This window comes from Rhizobium sp. R711 (assembly GCF_002211365.1).
In the GTDB taxonomy this organism is placed as follows: Bacteria; Pseudomonadota; Alphaproteobacteria; order Rhizobiales; family Rhizobiaceae; genus Rhizobium.
This window is the reverse complement of record NZ_LOKZ01000034.1, coordinates 257,907-276,930: the sequence shown is the minus strand read 5'-3', so window position 1 is coordinate 276,930 and position 19,024 is coordinate 257,907. Positions and strand designations below refer to the sequence as shown.

Below are 19,024 nucleotides of genomic sequence, written 5' to 3'. Positions count from 1 at the left end.
AGAAATGACTATCGTATGAGCCGGCGCGTTTGCGGCGGCAAGGCGAACTACTGCGCCGGAGAAGACAATGAGCGGCCATATTCTCGCGATCGACCAAGGCACGACGTCATCACGTGCGATCGTCTTCGACGCCGGGATGAAGATGATCTCGTCCGCACAAGAGGAGATCAAGCAATACTATCCGCAGCCGGGCTGGGTCGAGCATGATCCGGATGAAATCTGGACGAGCGTGGTCAGCACGGCGCGGCAAGCGCTGACGAATGCCGACATTCGGCTGGCCGATATCGCCGCGATCGGCATCACCAATCAGCGCGAGACGACCGTTGTCTGGGAGCGCAAGTCGGGTAGGCCACTTCACAAGGCGATCGTATGGCAGGACAGGCGGACGGCGGAAGTCTGTGACAGTCTGAAGGCGGACGGCTATGAGAAGTTGTTCAGCGCGAAGACGGGGCTTCTTCTCGATCCTTACTTTTCGGGCACGAAGCTCCGCTGGCTGCTCGACAACGTCAGTGGATTGCGGGAACGCGCCGAGGCCGGCGAGGTATGTTTCGGCACTGTCGACAGCTGGCTGATCTTCAATCTGACTGGTGGACGTGTTCATGCGACGGACGCCACCAATGCATCGCGAACGCTGCTTTTCAACATAACGGAGGGTCGCTGGGACGAAGAACTGCTCGGGCTTCTCCGTATCCCGGCGTCCTTGCTCCCTGAAGTCAAGGACTGCGCCGACGACTTCGGCGTCACCGATGCTGAGATCTTCGGCGCGCCGGTCCCGATCCTCGGGGTTGCTGGCGACCAGCAGGCGGCGACGATCGGCAATGCCTGCTTCAAGCCGGGCATGATGAAATCAACCTATGGGACCGGCTGCTTTGCCCTGCTTAATACGGGGCAGGATTGCGTCACCTCCAGCAACCGCATGATTACGACCATTGCCTATCGGCTAGCTGGCAAAACGACCTATGCGCTGGAAGGGTCGATTTTCATCGCCGGCGCGGCCGTTCAGTGGCTGCGTGACGGTCTTGGCCTTATTTCACAGGCGTCGGAAAGCGGCGCCCTGGCGACGCGAGCAGATCCCAATCAGCAAGTGTATGTCGTGCCCGCCTTTACTGGCCTCGGTGCTCCCTATTGGGACCCGGAGGCGCGGGGTGCGATCTTCGGTTTGACCAGAAACAGCGGGCCGGCGGAGTTGGCACATGCCGTTCTCGAATCCGTCGCCTACCAGACGCTCGATCTCCTCATCGCGATGCGGAAGGATTGGGGCGGCCATCACATCGAGACGGTCCTGCGCGTCGATGGTGGCATGGCGAGTTCCGACTGGACGATGCAACGTCTAGCCGACGTTGTCGGCAACCCGGTGGACCGGTCAGCTGTCGTCGAGACAACGGCACTGGGCGCTGCCTGGCTTGCCGGTTCCAGAGCGGGAGCCTGGCCGGATCAGGAGAAATTCGGAAAGGCATGGGCGTGCAGCCGGCGGTTCCAGCCTGCGATGGAGGAGGCAGAGCGACAGACAAAGATCGCTGGCTGGCGTAACGCCGTGTCGCGCACCTTGTCGGGCGCACAATACGGCAATCAGTTGGTCTGAACGCCCGAGGCCGTCGCTGGAGTTGATTTCTCTACGCGTCCTTTGGACGCTTCGTCCCCAAGCATTCAGGTGACTGTCAGAAAATCTGGCCATGGCTGGCAAATATTGTCGACGCCGTGGACTATCTATGATTCGATCCTGCCGCCGTCGACCCCGAGATCTGGACGCGGAGACGACCAATTGAAAGATAGTGCCACCAAGGTCCGCCTGATTGAACGGCGGCCTGCAATCGGCAGCGTGACGCTTTGCCTTGTTACCACTCTCTACTTGCTTCTGGTGACAAATAGATCGTTCTGGAGCACCGCGTACGGCTATTTCGCGACCGATCATCTGTCATTTGTGCTTTTTGTGATCGGTATTTCAGCGGTCAGCATGGCAATTATTACGGCCTTTTCGGCCAAGTATGTCACCAAGCCGTTTTTGATCCTCTTCATTCTCGCGGCCGCCGCCGGCTCCTGGTTTACCGATCAGTTCGGCGTGATCGTGGACAAGGAAATGATGCGCAACGCGGCAGTGTCGACGGGCGCGGAGGCGGGGCATCTGATAACGCCACGCTTTGCGCTTCATATGTTGCTCACCGGCATAGTGCCGTCATTTCTCATTATGTGGGTGCGCATCCGGCATCGCCCGCTGCTGTCAAAACTTGCTCACAACACCGGCGTGATCGTGGCTTGCCTGGCAGTCTTCGTGGTCGTCGGGTTCGGTGACTATCGCGCCTTCGCTGGCGTCGGGCGCGCGCACCGGGACATCCTCGAGCGGCTGAACCCTTTTGTGCCGATCACCAGCACCATTCGCTTTGCCGTTTCATCAGAGGAGGATGCGCACGTCGTTGCCGAGCCGCTTGGCACAGATGCCCATCGGGTCAACCGGGCGGGTCTCAACAAGCCGCGTGTGACGATCATCGTTGCGGGCGAGACGGCGCGTGCCGATGATTTTTCTCTTGGAGGGTATTCGCAGAAAACCAATCCGGAACTCGAAAAGCAGAATGTCGTCTATTTCCCGAAAACGAGCAGTTGCGGCACGGCGACTGCAATCTCGATCCCGTGCATGTTCTCCATCTACCCGCGGACTGCCTATACGCATCGCAAGGGCCTCGCGACCGAGAACCTTCTCGACGTGCTGAGCCACGCCAAGGTAGACGTATCGTGGCTGGATAATGACACTGGCAGCTATCATGTCACCGACCGCGTTGCCTACACCTCGTTGCCGCAGTCTGCCGATCCGCGCTTCTGCAAGGACGGTGAGTGCCTTGACGCTATTCTGCTCGACAAGGTCGATGACTGGCTCGATCACGTGAAGGGCGACAGCGTGCTGGTGCTGCACCAGCTCGGCAGCCACGGGCCAGCATACTTCGCGCGCTACCCCGACGAGTTCCGACGTTTCGTTCCCGACTGTAGGGCCAATGACTTTGGCAGTTGCACGCCTCAGGAGATTACCAACGCCTACGACAACACGATCCTCTATACAGATCACATCGTTTCGACGGTGATCGACAAGCTGAAACAGCATGCCGACAAAGTTGCTGGTTCGGCGATCTATCTCTCGGATCACGGTGAGTCGCTTGGAGAGAACGGCATTTATCTGCACGGTGCGCCTTATATCGTGGCGCCGTCACAGCAGACGCATGTGCCGTTCCTTGTCTGGGTCGGCGACGAACTCGCTAAATCCGCCGGCTTCGATATGAGCTGTATGGCCAAGGAGGCCGACGTCGAGCGCTCGCATGACAACCTCTTCCACAGCGTGCTTGGGCTCATGGACGTGGCGACCAAAGTGTATGATCCGCATCTGGATGTTTTCGCGGCGTGCCGCCGGCAGACGGATAAGGTTGCAAGTATCCCGTGATGAGCTAACTGGGCGATGGCTCTGCTGCCGCAGCGGCTGAGAGCCTCCCGCTGGTACTGGCCGCCTCTTTCTGGAGCGGCCAAATCAGTCTTAATGCTTGCGGTTTGCCGCTTTCATGCGCTCGGAAAGTTCGGAAAGCCCGAAGGGCTTCACCAGGAAATCGTCTGCGCCACTTTGCAGGCCCTCGATCTGATCCGAGGCCTGGTCATACGCTGTCAGAATAATGACGGGGACGGCATTTGCTTGTCGTCTAAGCGCCTTTAGCAGAGTAAGGCCGTTGCCATCAGGCAGTCGCAGGTCGAGCAGGATTACGCCGTAGCTGCCGGTTCCGGCCGCCTCTGTCGCTTCCGCAAGGTTGAGGCACCAGTCGACGGAATGACCGTCGGCCGCGATATGATCGCGCACGGCGTCTCCCAACAGGACATTATCCTCAACCAATAATACGTTCACGCGTCATCTTCCCTACGGCGTGCCTGCCTTTCGGCAGCATGCCCAGCCATCACGATGGTTTGCTTGGGGGCGTCGCGCAGCGCCGCCAGGGTTTCTAATGCGACCGCTAGCTGACAATGGCCTTAAAGCTGTGTGGGGTCGTGTTGAAATTGCTGTGGCGGGTGCGTCGAGGCGGGACGGCGGTAAGCGGCCAGGACGGATATCCTTCAAACTCACGCCGGTGTTCTGACGTCTGAGCCGGCCAAAAGCGAAAGCTCGCCCGCAGTCTTCATCACCATGGCGATCGTCTGGCTGATGTCAGGCGCGTCCGGCGCATTGACCAGGGCGATATAGGGGCAAGTGAGGGCTGCAATGCAGCGTCCGTCCGGCCCAAGGATCGGCGCCGAGAGATTATGGACGCCAGCTGTTTGAGCGCTCGCCATCATTTCGTAACCGCGCTCGCGAATATGGGCGAGCCGCGCGTAAAATGCCGGGCCGAGCATGACTTCTTCACGGCTTCGGGCATGTTCCGCGATCATCATCTTCCGCTCTTCGTCGCTTCGAAAGGCGAGAAGCACGTGGCCGGACCCAGTGTCGAACAGGCTCATATGCGAGCCGACGCGGATCGAGATACCCCAATAATCCGGCGCCTCGTGCTGGGCGATCACCACTGCCGACCCGCGATCAAAGACGACCAGGTGGTTTGCCTGCTTGGTCCGCTGAGCGAGGTCACGCATCAGTGGTGTTGCGAAGGATGCCAGTCGGCGCGTTGGCGCATGCAACTGGGACAGGCCGAACAGTTTAAGCGTGAGGGTGAACCGATCGCCCTCGAGCTTCGTGACGTAGCCGCGCCGGACGAGGCGGTCGAGCATGCGATAGAATTCGTTCGGGCTGCGATCGAGACGTTTGGCGATCTCCGCTTGGGTCAGCCCTTCCTCGACACCGGCCAAAAGCTCAAGGATATCGAGCCCCTTGTCCAGTGCCGGAGCACGGTACCGATCGACGTCTTCTGCTTCCATCAACTTCCCCTGTGAATATCAACTTACATATACAAATGTGTCGTTGCCGAAAAGCGGGAGCTTATGCAGCGAACTTCTCCATCGACTACGAAAAACGGACAGGCTAGGTTCGAGCTTCACGTGGTAAGGCCACTTGTATTCCGGGGATGTCGACGATGTTTTTGACGGATGGAGAGCTCAGCGAAATCAAGATGTTTCGACGAGAGCTTCACCGCAATCCAGAAGTCTCCGGGGAGGAGGCGAAAACCGCGTTGCGGGTAACGGAAGTGCTGAGTACCACCGGACCCGATCAGATCGTTGCTGGCATCGGCGGACACGGCCTTGCTGCTGTCTATGAGGGGGTAACCTCAGGACCAACCATGATGATCCGTGCGGAGCTTGACGGCCTGCCGATCGAGGAAATCGGCGATATTCCGCACCGCTCGACCGTACCAGGCAGGGGCCACCTCTGCGGCCATGACGGCCATATGGCGATCCTCATGGCACTCGCGAAGGGGCTCGGACGAAGGCGGCCCGCGAGAGGGCGGGTAGTCCTGATGTTCCAGCCAGCCGAGGAAAATGGCGCGGGCGCGGCGGCGGTGCTCGCGGATCCGAAGTTTGCCTCGCTGATGCCCGACATGTCGCTCTCGCTTCACAATTTTCCGGGCATCCCGCTTGGACACGTCCTCCTCAAAGAGGGACACGTTAATTGTGCGTCGCAGGGAATGAAGGTCGTTCTGAAGGGCAAGACATCGCATGCTTCCTATCCGGAGCAGGGCACCGCACCGACTTTCGTGCTGGCCCGGCTGCTTGGCGATCTGACGGCATTGGGCAACAATCGGCCGCTCGGACCGGATTACTCGCTGGTCACGGTCACGCATGCGCGTCTCGGTGAGCCGGCTTTCGGCATAAGTCCCGGTGAGGCGCAAATCTGGGCGACCTTGCGCACGCTGACGGATGAAGCGATGGCCGCGTTGGTCTCACGCGCCGAGCAACTTGTGTTGACCGAGGCGAAGGCCGGACGGTTGCAGGTGGAGATCAGCTACGAGGACGTGTTCCACCAGTGCTACAATTCCGCCGAAGCGGTTACGGTGTTGCGGCGCGCTCTGGGTGACGAAGGTGTCAGCCACGACAAGACAAGCAGCCTGCTGCCAATGAAAGCATCGGAAGATTTCGGTCTGTTCCGGACCGTGGCGCCCGCTGCGATGTTCTTTCTCGGGGCAGGCGAAGACCATCCGCGGCTGCATAACCCGGATTACGACTTTCCCGATGAGCTGATTGCAACCGGTTCGCGGGTTTTCATGCGAGCCATCAGGAACATTCTCGGCTGAGGGCGCCGTGCTGGCCTTGCCTATCAACTACTGAACATTCCGGCCGAGGAGCAAGGCGAGGTGCCGCTTCCAGGGGGCTTTGACCCCGTTCAGCGCACCGTCTCCGCAATTGCTTGCGCTCGCAATTGCACTAAACTCTCTGGTTGAAATTAAGATCACGATCACTGATCGACTTGTGGGTGGATTTGCGCAATATTTTTGGCGACCGATATGTGCGCTGTTTGCGCCGGGCATCAGATCGGCACCATTCGACTTCCTCCAGAGCGCAATGGGATTATCATGTTTGCTCAAGACATCATGAACACCGACATCACGACGATCAGCGCCGACAGCAGCATACATCAGGCAATCGACCTGATGGTTGCCAAGGACATCAGTGGCCTGCCTGTCATCGACAATGACGGCAATCTTTGTGGCGTGCTGACGGAGGGCGACCTCATGCGGCGGATCGAGTTTGGTGGCGGCAGATCTGCCGGTAACTCTGATGAAACATCACTCGTCGATTTCGACAACTATATCCGCAGTCGCAGTTGGCGGGTTTCAGATGTTATGTCCGCGAGCGTGATCAGTGTCACACCGGATACACCGGCGGCTGCTATCGCCGAAGTGATGTTCCAGCGCAAGGTCAAGCGCGTTCCCGTCGTCAGCGGCAAGCGCCTTCTCGGCATTGTCAGCCGTATCGATCTCCTCAAGGGCATCGTTGCAGCACCAACCGAGAGAACGGCAAGCGGTGACGATGCCCTCGCTCGTGCCATTCGCGCGCGACTGCAGGGCGACCTTGGTCTCGACATCCATGCGATCAAGGTAACAGTTCAGGATTCCAGGGTCGTGCTTGAGGGGACCGTCTCCAGCGAACTGGAGCGCCGCGCCATCCGGGTGCTGGTGGAGAACGTCAAGGGCGTCAGCGGCTTCATCGACAAGCTGGGCCTGGCCTAGTCGGCGACCCTCATGCTGCCGAGCGGAGGAGCTTTCTGGCATAGGTTGCCATAAGGCGTTCCTCGTTTGTCGGGATCACGAGCATCTTGAAATCGCCGAGGAAGCGGAGCCTTCTGAGGATTGCTTCGCGAACGGGGGCGGCGTGCTCGCCGATCCCGCCAGTAAAGACGAAAGCATCGATGCCACCCATGGAGACGGCCATCATCGCGGCATGCTGGGCCGTCTTGAGGGTGAAGTATTCCAGCGCGAAGGCGGCTTGCGGATCGTCGCTGCGAAGCAGCGCCTCGACGTCGTTGCTGATGCCGGACAATCCCTTCAGGCCGGAGCGCTCGTAGAGGATGTCCTGAACCGTCTCGACGCCAAGATCGAGGTCGTGAAGCATGTAGAGGACGGCGCCGGGATCGATTGATCCGCTACGCGTTCCCATGGGTATGCCGTCAAGCGCGGTCATGCTCATCGTGGTATCGACGCTGATGCCGTTCTTCAGCGCGCAGAGGCTGGCGCCATTACCGAGGTGGCCGACGACGACGCGACCGGCATAGAGGTCCGGGTAGTCCTGCGCCAGTACCCGCGAGATCCAGTCATAGGAAAGCCCGTGGAAGCCATAGCGGCGTATGCCTTTGTCGCGCATTTCCTGCGGCAGGGCGAAACTGCTGGTCAATATGTCGTGCCCTGCGTGGAAGGCGGTATCGAAGCAGGCGATGTCAGGCGCTCCGCTTGCGAGCCTTGCCGAAGCGGTTATGCCGGCGAGGTTGTGCGGCTGATGAAGCGGCGCCAACGGGATCAGCGCTTCCAGACGACGCGTGACGTCCGGGGTGACAATGACAGGCTCTACGAAAGCTTGCCCGCCGTGGACGACGCGATGGACGACCGCCGCCGTGCGCCAGGCACGGTCGTGGCCGTCGATGAGCTCCATTACGGCGCTGAGGGCCGAATCGTGATTAGTGTCCGCGGGCAGGGAGGTTTGCGTCTCCTGTCCATCGGGGAGCTTTGCGCGCATCTCAGCTGTATCACCAATGCCTGTAACCTTGCCGCTCATCAGCACGTTCAAGTCCCTGTCCTCGAAGATCTGAAACTTGAGGCTCGATGAACCGGTGTTGAGAACAAGCAGCGTGTCGATCATCGAAATATGCTCCAAGTCCCTGAGTCGGGAGCGCGGTGCCGCAGCTTCGCCGCTCTTGCGCGCCACGGTGGCCGCAGAAGGTATAGCTGTCAATTGTTCTCGCTTCGTAACTTCGCACAGAGCGAGTTGCATACGGCGTGGGTGGGCCGTCTTTTGAAGATCAAAATCCTTTGAGATCTCAGGATTTTCTCTTTCCGCGCCACGCCGATCGGCCTATCTAGCGGAACTGCCATCAGGCACACATTGGACTCGGCTTCTCTGCCTGTTCTTTCCCAAGGCATCCAATTCACATTGGCAGATCAATGACAGCTACGCAGACGATAGAGAAAGACGATGCGGAGAGCATCCGCAGGGCAAAGATTGTCGCGCTGGTCGTTGCCGTTTCGTTTTTCATGCAGATTCTCGATGGCACCATCGTCACCACGTCCCTCCCACAGATGGCAGCCAGTTTCGGCGTTCAACCCGTATCGATGAGCATCGGCATCACCGTCTACATGTTGACGATGGCGGCCTTCATTCCGCTCTCGGGATGGCTTGGGGATCGGTTCGGCGCTCGTCGGATCTTCATGGCGTCCATTGCCGTCTTCACGATTGCCTCGCTGTTCTGCGGGCTCTCCGACGGCCTTGCCGAGTTTGTAGTCGCGCGCGCCGTGCAAGGAGCCGGTAGCGCACTCATGACGCCGGTCGGCCGGATCATTGTCCTGAAGAATGCCCGCAAATCCGAACTCGTTCAGGCGATCGCGCTGATTACCTGGCCTGCGCTGACGGCTCCGGTCATCGGTCCGCTGCTTGGCAGCTTCATCACCACCTATGCAAGCTGGCATTGGAACTTTCTCATCAATCTGCCGATCGGGGTGCTCGGCATGGTGCTGGTTCTCCGTTTCGTGCCGGAACAGCGTGAGGAGGAGGCCGGGCGGCTGGATGTGCTTGGGTTCATTCTCAGCGCCAGTGGGTTGACCTTCCTGCTTGCGGCGCTTGAACTCTCGGTGAAATCGCACGGTGGTTTGTTACCAATCCTGCTGATGCTGCTGGCGGGCATTGTCCTGTCCGTCATGGCGACGCTGCATTTCCTTAGGGTCAGTAGTCCGCTGCTCGACCTGTCCGCTTTCAGAGCGCAGACCTTTGCCATCGCGACCCTTTCAGCCGGAACGGCGAGCCGTGTCGCGATCAATGCGACGCCGTTCCTCTTGCCGCTCCTCTTCCAACTCGGCTTCGGTTTGAGCTCGATCGCGGCCGGCGCCTATCTCTTGGTCTACTTCCTTGGAAATCTCGGCATGAAGGCCGTGACGACGCCGCTGCTTGCCAAGCTCGGATTTCGGACCGTGCTCTTCTTCAACGGCATGATCGCTGCATTGTCGATTGCGGCCTGCGGCTTTCTGGTACCCGAGACTCCGCGCGCCATCATCTACATGTTGCTGGTGATTGCCGGTCTCTCGCGGTCGATGGAGTTCACGGCACTGAACACTCTCGCTTTTGCCGATATCAATCCGGCGCAGCGCAGTTCCGCTTCGACGCTGTCGAGCATGTTGCAGCAGGTTTCAATGCTGCTTGGTGTCGCGATTGCGGCAGCGGTGCTCAACATTTCCGTTGCCTTGCGCGGTGTCGAGGGGCCGGAGCTCGTCGATTTCCGCTGGGCCTTTCTTGTCGTTGGTGCGATCGGCGTCATATCGTCATTGCGCTTCCTGCAATTGGCGCCGGATGCAGGCGCCGAGGTGTCAGGTCACAAGATCGGTACGAAATAGTCGGTCAGCTTGGAGTCGACCGGCCTTTGTCGGGAGGAAAGATGGAATTTGGATATGTCTGCACGCCTCAGGAAGTCTACGACTTCTGGTTCGAAGAGTGTGGGCGGGATCAATGGTTCAAGGCGACGTTGGAGCTCGATCGAAATATTCGCCGGCGCTTCCGTGACACCCATCTTGCGCTCGCGCGCGGGGTGACGGAGGAATGGCGCTCGACGCCGCACAGCAGGCTTGCCGCGGTGATCGTGCTCGACCAGTTTCCACGCAACATATATCGGGCCACACCGCTCGCCTTTGCCACCGACGGGGTTGCGCTGCGCGAGGCAAAGCTCGCGTTGGAGGCTGGAGCGGATCAACAGGTTGACCCGGAATGCCGGACATTTTTCTACATGCCTTTCGAGCATTGCGAAGATCTGGAGGAGCAGGAACGTTCAGTCGCTCTGTTCAAGGCGCTTGGTGACGAGGAATATCTCGATTATGCGCTTCGCCATCGGGAAGTGATTGCGGCCTACGGTCGCTTTCCGCATCGCAATGCTCTCGTCGGACGTCGATCGACGACGGCAGAACTGGAATATCTGGCACAGCCGGGCACAGGCTTCTGATCACGTCGCCTTTCTGTCGCCTTTCTTTCTTATGAAAAGCTGGAATCCAATCTGATCCAGCCAACCCGAGCGGGGATATTTTGCGGCCGACACAACTCTTGCTTCGCATTTTCCTAGTCGCAGCGCTGGCGGGCGCCGGTGCGAACCTCGCGGGCGCGCAGACAGCCGCACCGCAGGCCTCGCAGCCGCCGCAGGCGACCGAGGCGTCTGTCGCTGACAGCCCAATCGAGCAGGCGGCGAAAGCGATCGAGAAAGCAAAGCAGGATCTCGTCTCCCTGGAGGATGGCGTCAAGCAGAAGAACGACGATGACGACGCGTTGGTGGCTCTCGCCGGAAAGACCGACGAACTCGGTCGCGCGGTTCTGAACATTTCCGTTGGCCCCAGACCGCGGCTCGATCAGATCAAGAACCGCCTTGCCGAGCTGGGCGATCCGCCGAAGGAAGGTCAGCCAGCAGAAGCGGAGATCGTTACGACAGAACGCAACGCTTTGACTGCGGAGCGCGCCCAGATCAACGCCGTTACCGGTGATGCCGAAACGCTGTCAGCTTCCATCGGCAAGCTTGGCAACCTTATTGCCGAAACCCGCCGACAGCTCTTTGCTGCCACCTTGCTGCGGCGCACCGATGTCTCGCTTTCCGTTATCGATGATGCGGCGAGCGCCTTCGTCCGGGAGGGCACGGAGTTCATCCAAGCCCTCGGCAGCTGGCTGGGATTCGTACTGAAGTTCAAGGCTTTCGCGTTCTTTGCGGCCATCGCGATGTCGCTCGTGACGGCATTGGTGCTCTTGTCCGGCGGCTACCGCATCTTCGGCCGCTACCTTCAGCGCAAGGAGACCGTCGAGCAGCCCTCGTATATCAACCGTCTCTCCATCGCTTTCTGGTCCACCCTGATCCGGACGTTCGCTCTCGCGGCGCTCTTGGTGACGTCTTACTTCTTCCTCAATAGTTTCAATGTTCTGAGGCCGGATATTGCGCCGATCATCGGGGCGCTCTTCGGCGCGATAGGGCTGATCTATTTCGTCAGGCGTTTCACCAACGCAGTGTTTGCGCCGAAGGAACCGCACTGGCGTCTCGTAAAGCTTTCGAACCGTGGCGCGAGCTCGATCGGCGCCTGCCTGCTGGCGATGGCCATCGTCAACGCGCTCGATTACCTCTTCGGCAGCATCAGCGAAGCGATGGGCTCTCCGCTCGTCCTCACCGTCGTCAAGAGTCTGATAGCTGCCCTGATCATCGGTTTCATCCTGATCGCGGCGTCGTTCGGTCGTCCGATGTTGGCTAGGAACGGGGATCCGGACGCGCCGGGACGCCATTGGCCGCACGGCATGGCGATCATTTTGCGCGTGCTGGGCGCAGGTCTGATCATAACGGCGCTGACCGGCTATGTCGGGCTTGCGCGCTTCGTTGCAACGCAGCTGATCATCACCGGTGCCATCATCGTCACGACCTATATTGGTCTTCTGTCCGGTAAGGCTATTTCACGCAGCGAGACTTTTGGCGAGACATCGCTTGGTCGGTTCCTTCAGAAGCGTTTCAAACTCGGCCCCGTCGCCATCGACCAAGCGGGCCTGTTGGTTGGCATGTGCATCTCGGCCATCGCGCTGATGGTTGGAATTCCGTTGGTGCTGCTCCTGTGGGGTTTCCATATTCAGGATCTTGAACTGATCGGCTACCGCCTTCTTACCGAGGTCAGGCTGGGCGGGATCAGCATCTCGCTGATCGGGATAATGACCGGCATTCTGCTCTTTGCGGGCGGCTACCTGCTGACGCGCTGGATCCAGCGCTGGCTTGACGGCAACATCATGGCGCGCAGCCATGTCGACCTCGGGGTCCGGAATTCGGTCAAGACAGGCATCGGGTATCTCGGTGTCGGTCTTGCGGCGATTGTCGGCGTTTCCGCCGCGGGCATCGACCTCTCAAGCTTCGCACTTGTTGCCTCCGCGCTGTCGGTCGGTATCGGTTTCGGCCTCCAGAACATCGTGTCGAACTTCGTCTCCGGCCTGATCCTGCTCGTCGAGCGTCCGTTCAAGGTCGGCGACCACGTCGTCTCCGGCACGGCTGAAGGCATCGTGAAGCGGATTTCAGTTCGCGCGACCGAGATCGAGACGTTCCGCAAGCAGTCGATCATTGTTCCGAATTCCGAACTGATCAATGCTTCCGTGGGCAACTGGACCCATCGCAACAAGATGGGCCGGTCGGAAATTCCGGTTTCGGTGAGCTATGATTCCGATCCGCAGAAGGTCATGGATATTCTGCTCGAGCTCGTCAACGCGGTACCCGTGGTCCTGCGCAATCCTGAGCCGCATGTGGAGTTCCTGCGCTTCGGGCCGTATTCGCTGGACTTCGAGCTTCGCTTCATGCTTGCCGACATGGGTGATGGTCTGAAGGTTCGGAACGATCTGCGTATCGCGATCCTCAAAAGGTTCCGGGAAGAGGGGGTCGAAATCCCGCTTCCTCAGAGCGATGTCGTGTTCCATCGCCAGCCGGATCAGGTCGGAACCACGACTACCGCAGGCAAGGTGCCGGTGAAGATTGAGGACGTCTCCGAGGCGAGCGAATTGGACGAAGAGGCCGGGACGGTGCGGCGGTTGCGCGGCAAGGCGGCTGATGGCAATCTCAAGGGGTGAAGGCGTTGTTCAGCGGCCGTTCAGAGCGGTCGCCATATAACGTCTGCAATCGGGTTTTCGTTGCTGGGGGCAGCAGCGCCGAGACGCTCCAAGGGAGGGCGCTTCATCCGCGCCACACTTTATGGCAAGATTTGCCGTCGTATTGTTTCTTTCACTCGCGGCCGCAGGCCAAACTCACGCAGCTTCCATCACTAATACCGACAGCGCCGCCGTCGTGATCGTCCTCACTGAGGGCGGCAACAAGATGCAGCTTGTGCTCGATCCCGGCGCATCGGAGACGTTCTGCGGGTCGGGCTGCTTTATCACCGCACCCGACGGTGACCGGATCGGCCTCGACGGTGGCGAAACGATCGACATCGTCAACGGATCGGCCGTCGTAAAGTGAACGACGGGTCTCTCTGATCACAATTTTTGTCCACGGATTTTCGGCCAAAGGCCTTTTGCGGCTTGCCTATTTGCATGCAGTCGCGGCTAGCTTTCTCTATCACCTTGCCAAGAAAGGCTGGGACGATGTCGTCCTGATTGAACGCAAGGAACTGACCTCCGGTTCGACGTGGCATGCTGCTGGTCTGCTGCCTCTGTTCAACATGAGCTACTCGGTTGGTCAGATCCACAAGTACTCGGTTCGCTTCTATCAGGAGCTTCAGCAGGAAACCGGCATGAATGTCGGCTTCAGCCGGGTCTCCAACATCCGCCTGGCACGTACCAAGGATCGCTGGGACGAGTACATGTACTATGCCGGCATCGCCGAGACGATCGGCGTCAAGGTGAACGTGCTGACGCCCGAACAGGTCAAGGAAATCTGGCCGCTCTGCGAGACCGACGGTCTGCTCGGTGCGATCCAGCATCCCGATGACGGCTACATCCAGCCGGCTGATCTGACATAGGCGCTTGCCAAGGGTGCACGCGAGCGTGGCGCTACGATCTACCGCAACACCACCGTCACAGCGATCGAACAGCAGCCGGACGGTCTGTGGAAGGTGACGACAGACAAGGGCGAAATCACCGCCGAGCATATCATCAGCTGTACCGGCAACTTTGCCCGCAAGACCGGTGAGATGGTCGGGATCAACACTCCAGTCATCCCGGTCGAACACCAGTACATCGTCACCGAGCCGCATCCGGCCATCCTCGAGCGCAAGGCCAAGGGTCTGCCAGAGATGGGCGTGCTGCGCGAATCCGACAGCGCCTGGTACATGCGCGAGGAAAACGACGGCCTCATTCTCGGGCCTTATGAGCACGGCGCACCGGTCTGTTATGTCAACGGTCCATCGGACGAGCGAATACGAACTCTTTCATGAAGAGCTTGATCGCCTGATGCCGCATATCGAGACCGCCATTGCCTGCGTCCCGGCCTTCGGCGAGGTCGGCATCAAGAAGGTATATAACGGTGCCATCGCCTACACGCCTGATGGTAACCCGATTGTCGGCCCGGCGCCGGGCCTCAAGAATTTCTGGCTCAACGAAGGTCACTCCTTCGGTATCACCGCAGCAGGCGGCGCCGGTTGGCAGTTGGCGGAATGGATCGTAGACGGCGAGCCGACCGGGTGTCGACCCCCGCGATCAAGATCCTCGGCACGACGTACAACGCGACGGTCGTTGGCGAGAGCCCCTTCGATCCAGACAACGCGGCGCTGCGCGCATAGTCTCTTAAGCATGTTTTGAAGAATGTCAGGGCGGCCCTCGTGGCCGCCTTTTTGTTGGTCAATGAAGGCGGCCGATTAATACTTATTCAAATCAGGTATTGTACCGATTTCAGCCGGGGACAGGAGTTTTATCAAAAGGTTTCGAAATGGCATTTTTGGGTATTTCGGGAATGCAATATTCCGGAGGCATGTTTGCTGATGCGCGCGTTATTCTGGCCGAGGATTCGAACGTATTCACGTCGATGATCGGCAAGCGGCTGAAGGAACTGTTCGATATTGACGTGGAAATCTGCCGGTCTTTCGAAGACCTGCAGCTGTCCTACGACAAGTCGACCGACCCGATTACGCTGGCCATCTCCAACATCAATCTGCCGGGTGCCGAGAACGGCGAGGCACTGGAATACCTGGTCGATCTCAGCATCCCGACCATCGTCTTCACCGGGACCTTCCAGGAAGGCATGCGCGACAAGCTCATGGCCAAAGACATCGTCGACTACATCCTCAAGGACAACGTCTTCGCCGTCGACCTTCTTGCGGAGTCGATCTGCCGCTTCCTGACCAACCATCGTCATCACGTTCTGATCGTCGATGACAGCCCGACGGCTCGCGCGCTGTTGTCGAGCCGCCTCAAGCGGTACAATTTCCGGGTCAGCACAGCCGACAGCGGTGCCAAGGCGCTCGAGATCCTCAAGGCCAACCGCGACATCGGTTTGATGATCACCGATTACAACATGCCCGATATCGATGGCTTCGAACTGACCCGGCGCATCCGCGCCAGCATCGGTTCGCATGAGCTGCGCATTATCGGCGTGTCGTCATCGTCGAACCGGCTGCTGTCGGCGCGCTTCCTCAAGGCCGGTGGCAACGACTTCATGCTACGGCCGTTCATCGATGAGGAGTTCTACTGCCGCGTCAACCAGAACCTCGATACCCTGCTGCAGATCCAGTCGATGCGCAAGGAACGGGCCGTTGCCTGACACACAGCCTCCGCCCGACGATGTTAGGCGGAGGCTCGCCCGCCCGCTAGAAATCGAGATTTATGCAATTTCAAGTATTGCCAAGTTCCGATATCTTCTCACGCGTGTTTCTGTGAGTTATCTTCACATAAGTCGAGAAGATGGTCGATTCGGACCGCTGCGGCTTTCTGGGGGATAGGGGTGAATGGCTTTCCAGGAGGATCTCCATCGGGATGGATCCGGACCACGTTTTGGCGGTCAATTGATACTCTTGGTTGAAGATTCCCGGATGTTTTCCGTCGTTCTCTGTCACCGCCTTCATGCGGAACTCGGGCTAAACGTCAAGCCGTGCTCTTCCTTGAAAATCCTTAGAGAAACGATCGCCCAGGCGCCGAACGATTACACAATGGCGATTGTCGACCTCAATCTGCCCGACGCGCCCTATGGCGAAGCGCTCGACTGCACCATACAGGCTGGCATTCCGGCCATTGTTTTCACCGCCACTTTCGACCTCGATACGCGCAACCGCATCATGGAGCGCAATGTTATCGACTATGTGCTGAAGGACAATGAGTTCGCGCTCGACAACGTTGTCGCCAGCGTCAGACGGGTGTTGTCGAACAGGAAAACGCGGGTTCTGGTGGTCGACGATGTTGATTCCGCGCGCCATTTTCTTGTCAGGCTGCTCGAAGCGCAGCAATACGTGGTTGTCGAGGCTGCGTCCGGGCCCGAAGCCTTCGCCGCGCTCGAGGCCTACGACGATATCGAGATTGTCGTCACGGATCATCATATGCCCGACATTAGCGGCTACGAATTGACGCGGCGGATACGGCGACGCTTCGGCTCGGACAGGCTGCGGATCATCGGGGTTTCGTCTTCGAACGATCGCATGCTCTCTGCAAGCTTCCTGAAGGCCGGTGCATCCGATTTTCTCTACAGGCCGTTCGTGGCCGAAGAATTGCAGTGCCGGATCGCCAATAACGTCGAGACCTTGACACAGATGAAGCAACTCCGGGCAGTTGCTGCCTGCGACTACCTGACTGGGCTCTACAATCGCCGCTATTTCTATGATCTCGGGCCGAAGCTGGTGAATGACTGCCTGCGTCAGAACGCCACGGCCGCCGTTGCGGTGCTCGACATCGATCATTTCAAGCGGCTGAACGACACCTATGGGCATGAGATAGGCGATGAGGTGCTGAAGGCGGTTGCAGATCGGCTGGCGACGATCTTCGACGGGGGCGACAACCTGCTTTCGCGCCTTGGCGGGGAGGAGTTTGCGATCCTGTTCCCGATGATGGATTCGATTGCCGCGAGCAAGCTGTGTGACGAGATACGGTCAGATATCTCACGTCTGAAGGTTATGGCGGATGACGAAGAGCTTTCCGTTACCGTATCGATTGGCGTTGCCGAAATTTCCGACTACGAAACCTTCGACAACTATCTGAACGCCGCTGACCAGTTTCTCTATATGGCAAAGCACAAGGGGCGCAATCAGGTCTATTCCGACGCGCGTATGACGGAGGAGGCGGCCCAATAGCCGCCCCCGGGCTGACATCACGCAGCGATAGACTGGCGTGCTGTTGCCATCGTCATCTTGCGCTCTGCACGCTCCTGCTGCGGCGAGCGATGATAGAGTTCGCGATAACACTTGGAGAAGTGCGAGGCCGAAACGAAGCCGCAGGCAACGGCCACTTCGACGACCGGCATGGAAGACTGCACCAGCAGATGGCGGGCGCGATCAAGCCGTATTTCCAGATAATAACGGGCGGGCGAGCGCCCCATTTCCTGGCGAAACAGCCGTTCGATCTGCCGGCGTGACAGGTCGACGCCGTCTGCGATTTCCAGAAGCGACAGTGGTTCGGAGAGATTGCCTTCCATGAGTTCGATGATGGAAAGAACCTTGGCATTCTGGACGCCGAGACGCGCGCGCAGCGGCAGGCGCTGGCGGTCGTTCGGGCTGCGTACGCGATCGGTCAGGTGCTGCTCACAGACTCGGTTCACCAGTGTTTCACCGAAATCCTGGCCGATCAGATTGAGCATCATATCGAGCGACGCGGTGCCGCCGGCACAGGTATAGAGATTGCTGTCCACCTCATAGAGATCGGCATAGACCTCGGCCTGCGGAAAGGCTTCCGAAAAGCCAGGCAGGTTTTCCCAGTGGATCGCACAGCGCTTGCCATTCAGAAGCCCCGCCTGCGCGAGGATATGTGCGCCCGTACAGAGGCTGCCGACGGCAACGCCGCGATTGTAGGATTCGCGCAACCAGGCGCTGACCGACTTGTTATTGAAGTCCTCGACATCAATGCCGGAACAGACCAGCACCATGCTCGGGCGATGCTCGCCACCGAGGTTGCGGCGCTCGTCGGAAAGCGACGTGTTTGCCTCGACGCCGATGCCGCAGGAAGAATAGACCTTCTGCCCGTCAACCGAAGTCAGCCGCCATGTATAGGCTTGGTAGCCAAGCATGCGATTGGCGATACGCAGCGTATCGATTGCCGCCGAGAAAGGCAGCATCGTAAACTGCGGGACCATGAAGAAGACGAGAGACCGTTGCTTATGCGACATCTTGTTCATGAGACAAATCCCTGCTGGAGGTGCGAATGCACTATTCGTTGCTTGGAATACGTCGTTTCGATATCCTGAAAGCGACATTCTCATGGATAAATGCGGCCGCAAAGAGTAAATTTGCGACATTGCTGAAATTGACGATGATCAAATGATGATCGTTGTCTTCAAAAGTTCAAAAACAGGCGATTTTGCAGAATACATGTATCTGAAATTCAAGATTTAATTGGGTGGCCCTAAAGACGGAGAAAGCGGCGCTGCACGAAGGCACGGCGCCGCTTTCACGCGGGGAGGAATGTCGGGTTCATTACATAGCCTTGCGTTCATCCGCGTCATCCGCTGACGGCCAGCCAATGTCCTTGCGCATGTCGAAAGGCATGGATTCGATTTCGCGGGCAACCTGCCACTGATGCCATGCATGAACCAGCTTGCGGGCGTAGTCAGCAAGATGCAGATGGGCTTCGCTTGAGGGCGTCTTGGTATGGCTGAAGGTAATCGTCGTCATGTCCGTTTTCCTTTCCTCGTCGGATGACGCTTGTTTCATGGTTAGAATATGGGTGTTTCGCTCCCATCAATCAAACGAATAGAGTTTATGGATACCATCAGTGTTTTTGAATGATGACGGCAGGCATGCACAGACCGAGCGGAGGC

The 19,024-nt window shown here is 58.8% G+C and carries 16 protein-coding genes and 1 pseudogene; 12 read left to right on the top strand and 5 right to left on the bottom strand.

Features of this window, described 5'->3' with window-relative positions; translation table 11 throughout:
* The first annotated feature begins 67 nt into the window (after window positions 1–67).
* Window positions 68–1,582, top strand: coding sequence for a glycerol kinase GlpK (glpK, locus tag ATY80_RS21985; RefSeq protein WP_088694420.1), 1,515 nt, complete (start codon window positions 68–70; stop codon window positions 1,580–1,582).
* 180 nt (window positions 1,583–1,762) lie between these two features.
* A complete protein-coding gene (locus ATY80_RS21980; protein ID WP_088694419.1) occupies window positions 1,763–3,424 on the top strand; it encodes a phosphoethanolamine--lipid A transferase in 1,662 nt (553 codons plus the stop codon).
* A 90-nt stretch (window positions 3,425–3,514) separates the two neighbouring features.
* Here ATY80_RS21980 and ATY80_RS21975 read toward each other — a convergent pair whose 3' ends face one another.
* Together ATY80_RS21975 and ATY80_RS21970 are read right to left on the bottom strand one after the other, a co-directional pair.
* On the bottom strand, window positions 3,515–3,874 hold the full coding sequence (locus ATY80_RS21975; protein WP_088694418.1) for a response regulator: 360 nt from the start codon (window positions 3,872–3,874) through the stop codon (window positions 3,515–3,517).
* Between the two features lie 212 nt (window positions 3,875–4,086).
* Window positions 4,087–4,872, bottom strand: a complete 786-nt coding sequence (locus ATY80_RS21970; RefSeq protein ID WP_088694417.1) for an IclR family transcriptional regulator — start codon at window positions 4,870–4,872, stop codon at window positions 4,087–4,089.
* Window positions 4,873–5,027: 155 nt separating this feature from the next.
* Here ATY80_RS21970 and ATY80_RS21965 point away from each other — a divergent pair, with 155 nt between their 5' ends.
* Both ATY80_RS21965 and ATY80_RS21960 read left to right on the top strand, forming a co-directional pair.
* Window positions 5,028–6,182 (top strand): amidohydrolase, encoded by a 1,155-nt coding sequence (locus ATY80_RS21965; RefSeq protein ID WP_088694483.1) that lies wholly within the window; start codon window positions 5,028–5,030, stop codon window positions 6,180–6,182.
* Between the two features lie 279 nt (window positions 6,183–6,461).
* On the top strand, window positions 6,462–7,118 hold the full coding sequence (locus ATY80_RS21960; protein WP_088694482.1) for a CBS domain-containing protein: 657 nt from the start codon (window positions 6,462–6,464) through the stop codon (window positions 7,116–7,118).
* A 10-nt stretch (window positions 7,119–7,128) separates the two neighbouring features.
* Here the strand turns inward: ATY80_RS21960 and ATY80_RS21955 are convergent, their stop codons facing one another.
* The gene (locus ATY80_RS21955) at window positions 7,129–8,241 is read right to left on the bottom strand and encodes an acetate/propionate family kinase (protein ID WP_088694416.1); all 1,113 of its coding nucleotides are present in this window, start codon (window positions 8,239–8,241) and stop codon (window positions 7,129–7,131) included.
* Window positions 8,242–8,543: 302 nt separating this feature from the next.
* On the opposite strand from ATY80_RS21955, the gene ATY80_RS21950 reads away from it, so the two are divergent.
* The 8 genes and pseudogenes from ATY80_RS21950 to ATY80_RS21920 all read left to right on the top strand — a co-directional run bounded on the left by ATY80_RS21950 (window position 8,544) and on the right by ATY80_RS21920 (window position 17,345).
* Window positions 8,544–9,983, top strand: a complete 1,440-nt coding sequence (locus tag ATY80_RS21950; RefSeq protein ID WP_088694415.1) for a DHA2 family efflux MFS transporter permease subunit — start codon at window positions 8,544–8,546, stop codon at window positions 9,981–9,983.
* A 41-nt stretch (window positions 9,984–10,024) separates the two neighbouring features.
* Window positions 10,025–10,582 carry a DUF924 family protein gene (locus ATY80_RS21945; RefSeq protein ID WP_088694414.1) on the top strand — a complete coding sequence of 186 codons (558 nt, stop codon included), beginning with the start codon at window positions 10,025–10,027 and terminating at the stop codon, window positions 10,580–10,582.
* 80 nt (window positions 10,583–10,662) lie between these two features.
* Window positions 10,663–13,206: a mechanosensitive ion channel family protein gene (locus ATY80_RS21940; protein ID WP_088694413.1), complete on the top strand. Its 2,544-nt coding sequence runs from the start codon at window positions 10,663–10,665 to the stop codon at window positions 13,204–13,206.
* Window positions 13,207–13,327: 121 nt separating this feature from the next.
* Window positions 13,328–13,591: a hypothetical protein gene (locus ATY80_RS21935; RefSeq protein ID WP_088694412.1), complete on the top strand. Its 264-nt coding sequence runs from the start codon at window positions 13,328–13,330 to the stop codon at window positions 13,589–13,591.
* Between the two features lie 55 nt (window positions 13,592–13,646).
* Window positions 13,647–14,751 (top strand): annotated as a pseudogene (locus tag ATY80_RS21930) (FAD-binding oxidoreductase); the annotation flags it as partial.
* A complete protein-coding gene (locus tag ATY80_RS30055) occupies window positions 14,727–14,852 on the top strand; it encodes a hypothetical protein (protein WP_280950700.1) in 126 nt (41 codons plus the stop codon). The pseudogene ATY80_RS21930 and the gene ATY80_RS30055, both read left to right, overlap by 25 nt.
* Before the next feature lie 146 nt (window positions 14,853–14,998).
* Window positions 14,999–15,829 carry a response regulator gene (locus ATY80_RS21925; protein WP_088694411.1) on the top strand — a complete coding sequence of 277 codons (831 nt, stop codon included), beginning with the start codon at window positions 14,999–15,001 and terminating at the stop codon, window positions 15,827–15,829.
* Window positions 15,830–16,013: 184 nt separating this feature from the next.
* Window positions 16,014–17,345: a diguanylate cyclase gene (locus ATY80_RS21920; RefSeq protein ID WP_088694410.1), complete on the top strand. Its 1,332-nt coding sequence runs from the start codon at window positions 16,014–16,016 to the stop codon at window positions 17,343–17,345.
* A 17-nt stretch (window positions 17,346–17,362) separates the two neighbouring features.
* Here the strand turns inward: ATY80_RS21920 and ATY80_RS21915 are convergent, their stop codons facing one another.
* Together ATY80_RS21915 and ATY80_RS21910 are read right to left on the bottom strand one after the other, a co-directional pair.
* Window positions 17,363–18,382 carry a GlxA family transcriptional regulator gene (locus ATY80_RS21915; protein ID WP_088694409.1) on the bottom strand — a complete coding sequence of 340 codons (1,020 nt, stop codon included), beginning with the start codon at window positions 18,380–18,382 and terminating at the stop codon, window positions 17,363–17,365.
* A gap of 298 nt (window positions 18,383–18,680) precedes the next feature.
* Window positions 18,681–18,878 (bottom strand): hypothetical protein, encoded by a 198-nt coding sequence (locus ATY80_RS21910; RefSeq protein WP_088694408.1) that lies wholly within the window; start codon window positions 18,876–18,878, stop codon window positions 18,681–18,683.
* Window positions 18,879–19,024: the final 146 nt, after the last annotated feature.

Excerpts from the sequence above, each read along its gene's own strand:
- glpK (WP_088694420.1), top strand. The coding sequence starts at position 68 with ATGAGCGGCCATATTCTCGCGATCGACCAAGGCACGACGTCATCACGT.
- ATY80_RS21970 (WP_088694417.1), bottom strand. The coding sequence starts at position 4,872 with ATGGAAGCAGAAGACGTCGATCGGTACCGTGCTCCGGCACTGGACAAG.
- ATY80_RS21965 (WP_088694483.1), top strand. The coding sequence starts at position 5,028 with ATGTTTTTGACGGATGGAGAGCTCAGCGAAATCAAGATGTTTCGACGA.
- ATY80_RS21960 (WP_088694482.1), top strand. The coding sequence starts at position 6,462 with ATGTTTGCTCAAGACATCATGAACACCGACATCACGACGATCAGCGCC.
- ATY80_RS21955 (WP_088694416.1), bottom strand. The coding sequence starts at position 8,241 with ATGATCGACACGCTGCTTGTTCTCAACACCGGTTCATCGAGCCTCAAG.
- ATY80_RS21950 (WP_088694415.1), top strand. The coding sequence starts at position 8,544 with ATGACAGCTACGCAGACGATAGAGAAAGACGATGCGGAGAGCATCCGC.
- ATY80_RS21945 (WP_088694414.1), top strand. The coding sequence starts at position 10,025 with ATGGAATTTGGATATGTCTGCACGCCTCAGGAAGTCTACGACTTCTGG.
- ATY80_RS21935 (WP_088694412.1), top strand. The coding sequence starts at position 13,328 with ATGGCAAGATTTGCCGTCGTATTGTTTCTTTCACTCGCGGCCGCAGGC.
- ATY80_RS30055 (WP_280950700.1), top strand. The coding sequence starts at position 14,727 with ATGGATCGTAGACGGCGAGCCGACCGGGTGTCGACCCCCGCGATCAAG.
- ATY80_RS21925 (WP_088694411.1), top strand. The coding sequence starts at position 14,999 with ATGGCATTTTTGGGTATTTCGGGAATGCAATATTCCGGAGGCATGTTT.
- ATY80_RS21920 (WP_088694410.1), top strand. The coding sequence starts at position 16,014 with ATGGCTTTCCAGGAGGATCTCCATCGGGATGGATCCGGACCACGTTTT.
- ATY80_RS21915 (WP_088694409.1), bottom strand. The coding sequence starts at position 18,382 with ATGAACAAGATGTCGCATAAGCAACGGTCTCTCGTCTTCTTCATGGTC.
- ATY80_RS21910 (WP_088694408.1), bottom strand. The coding sequence starts at position 18,878 with ATGACGACGATTACCTTCAGCCATACCAAGACGCCCTCAAGCGAAGCC.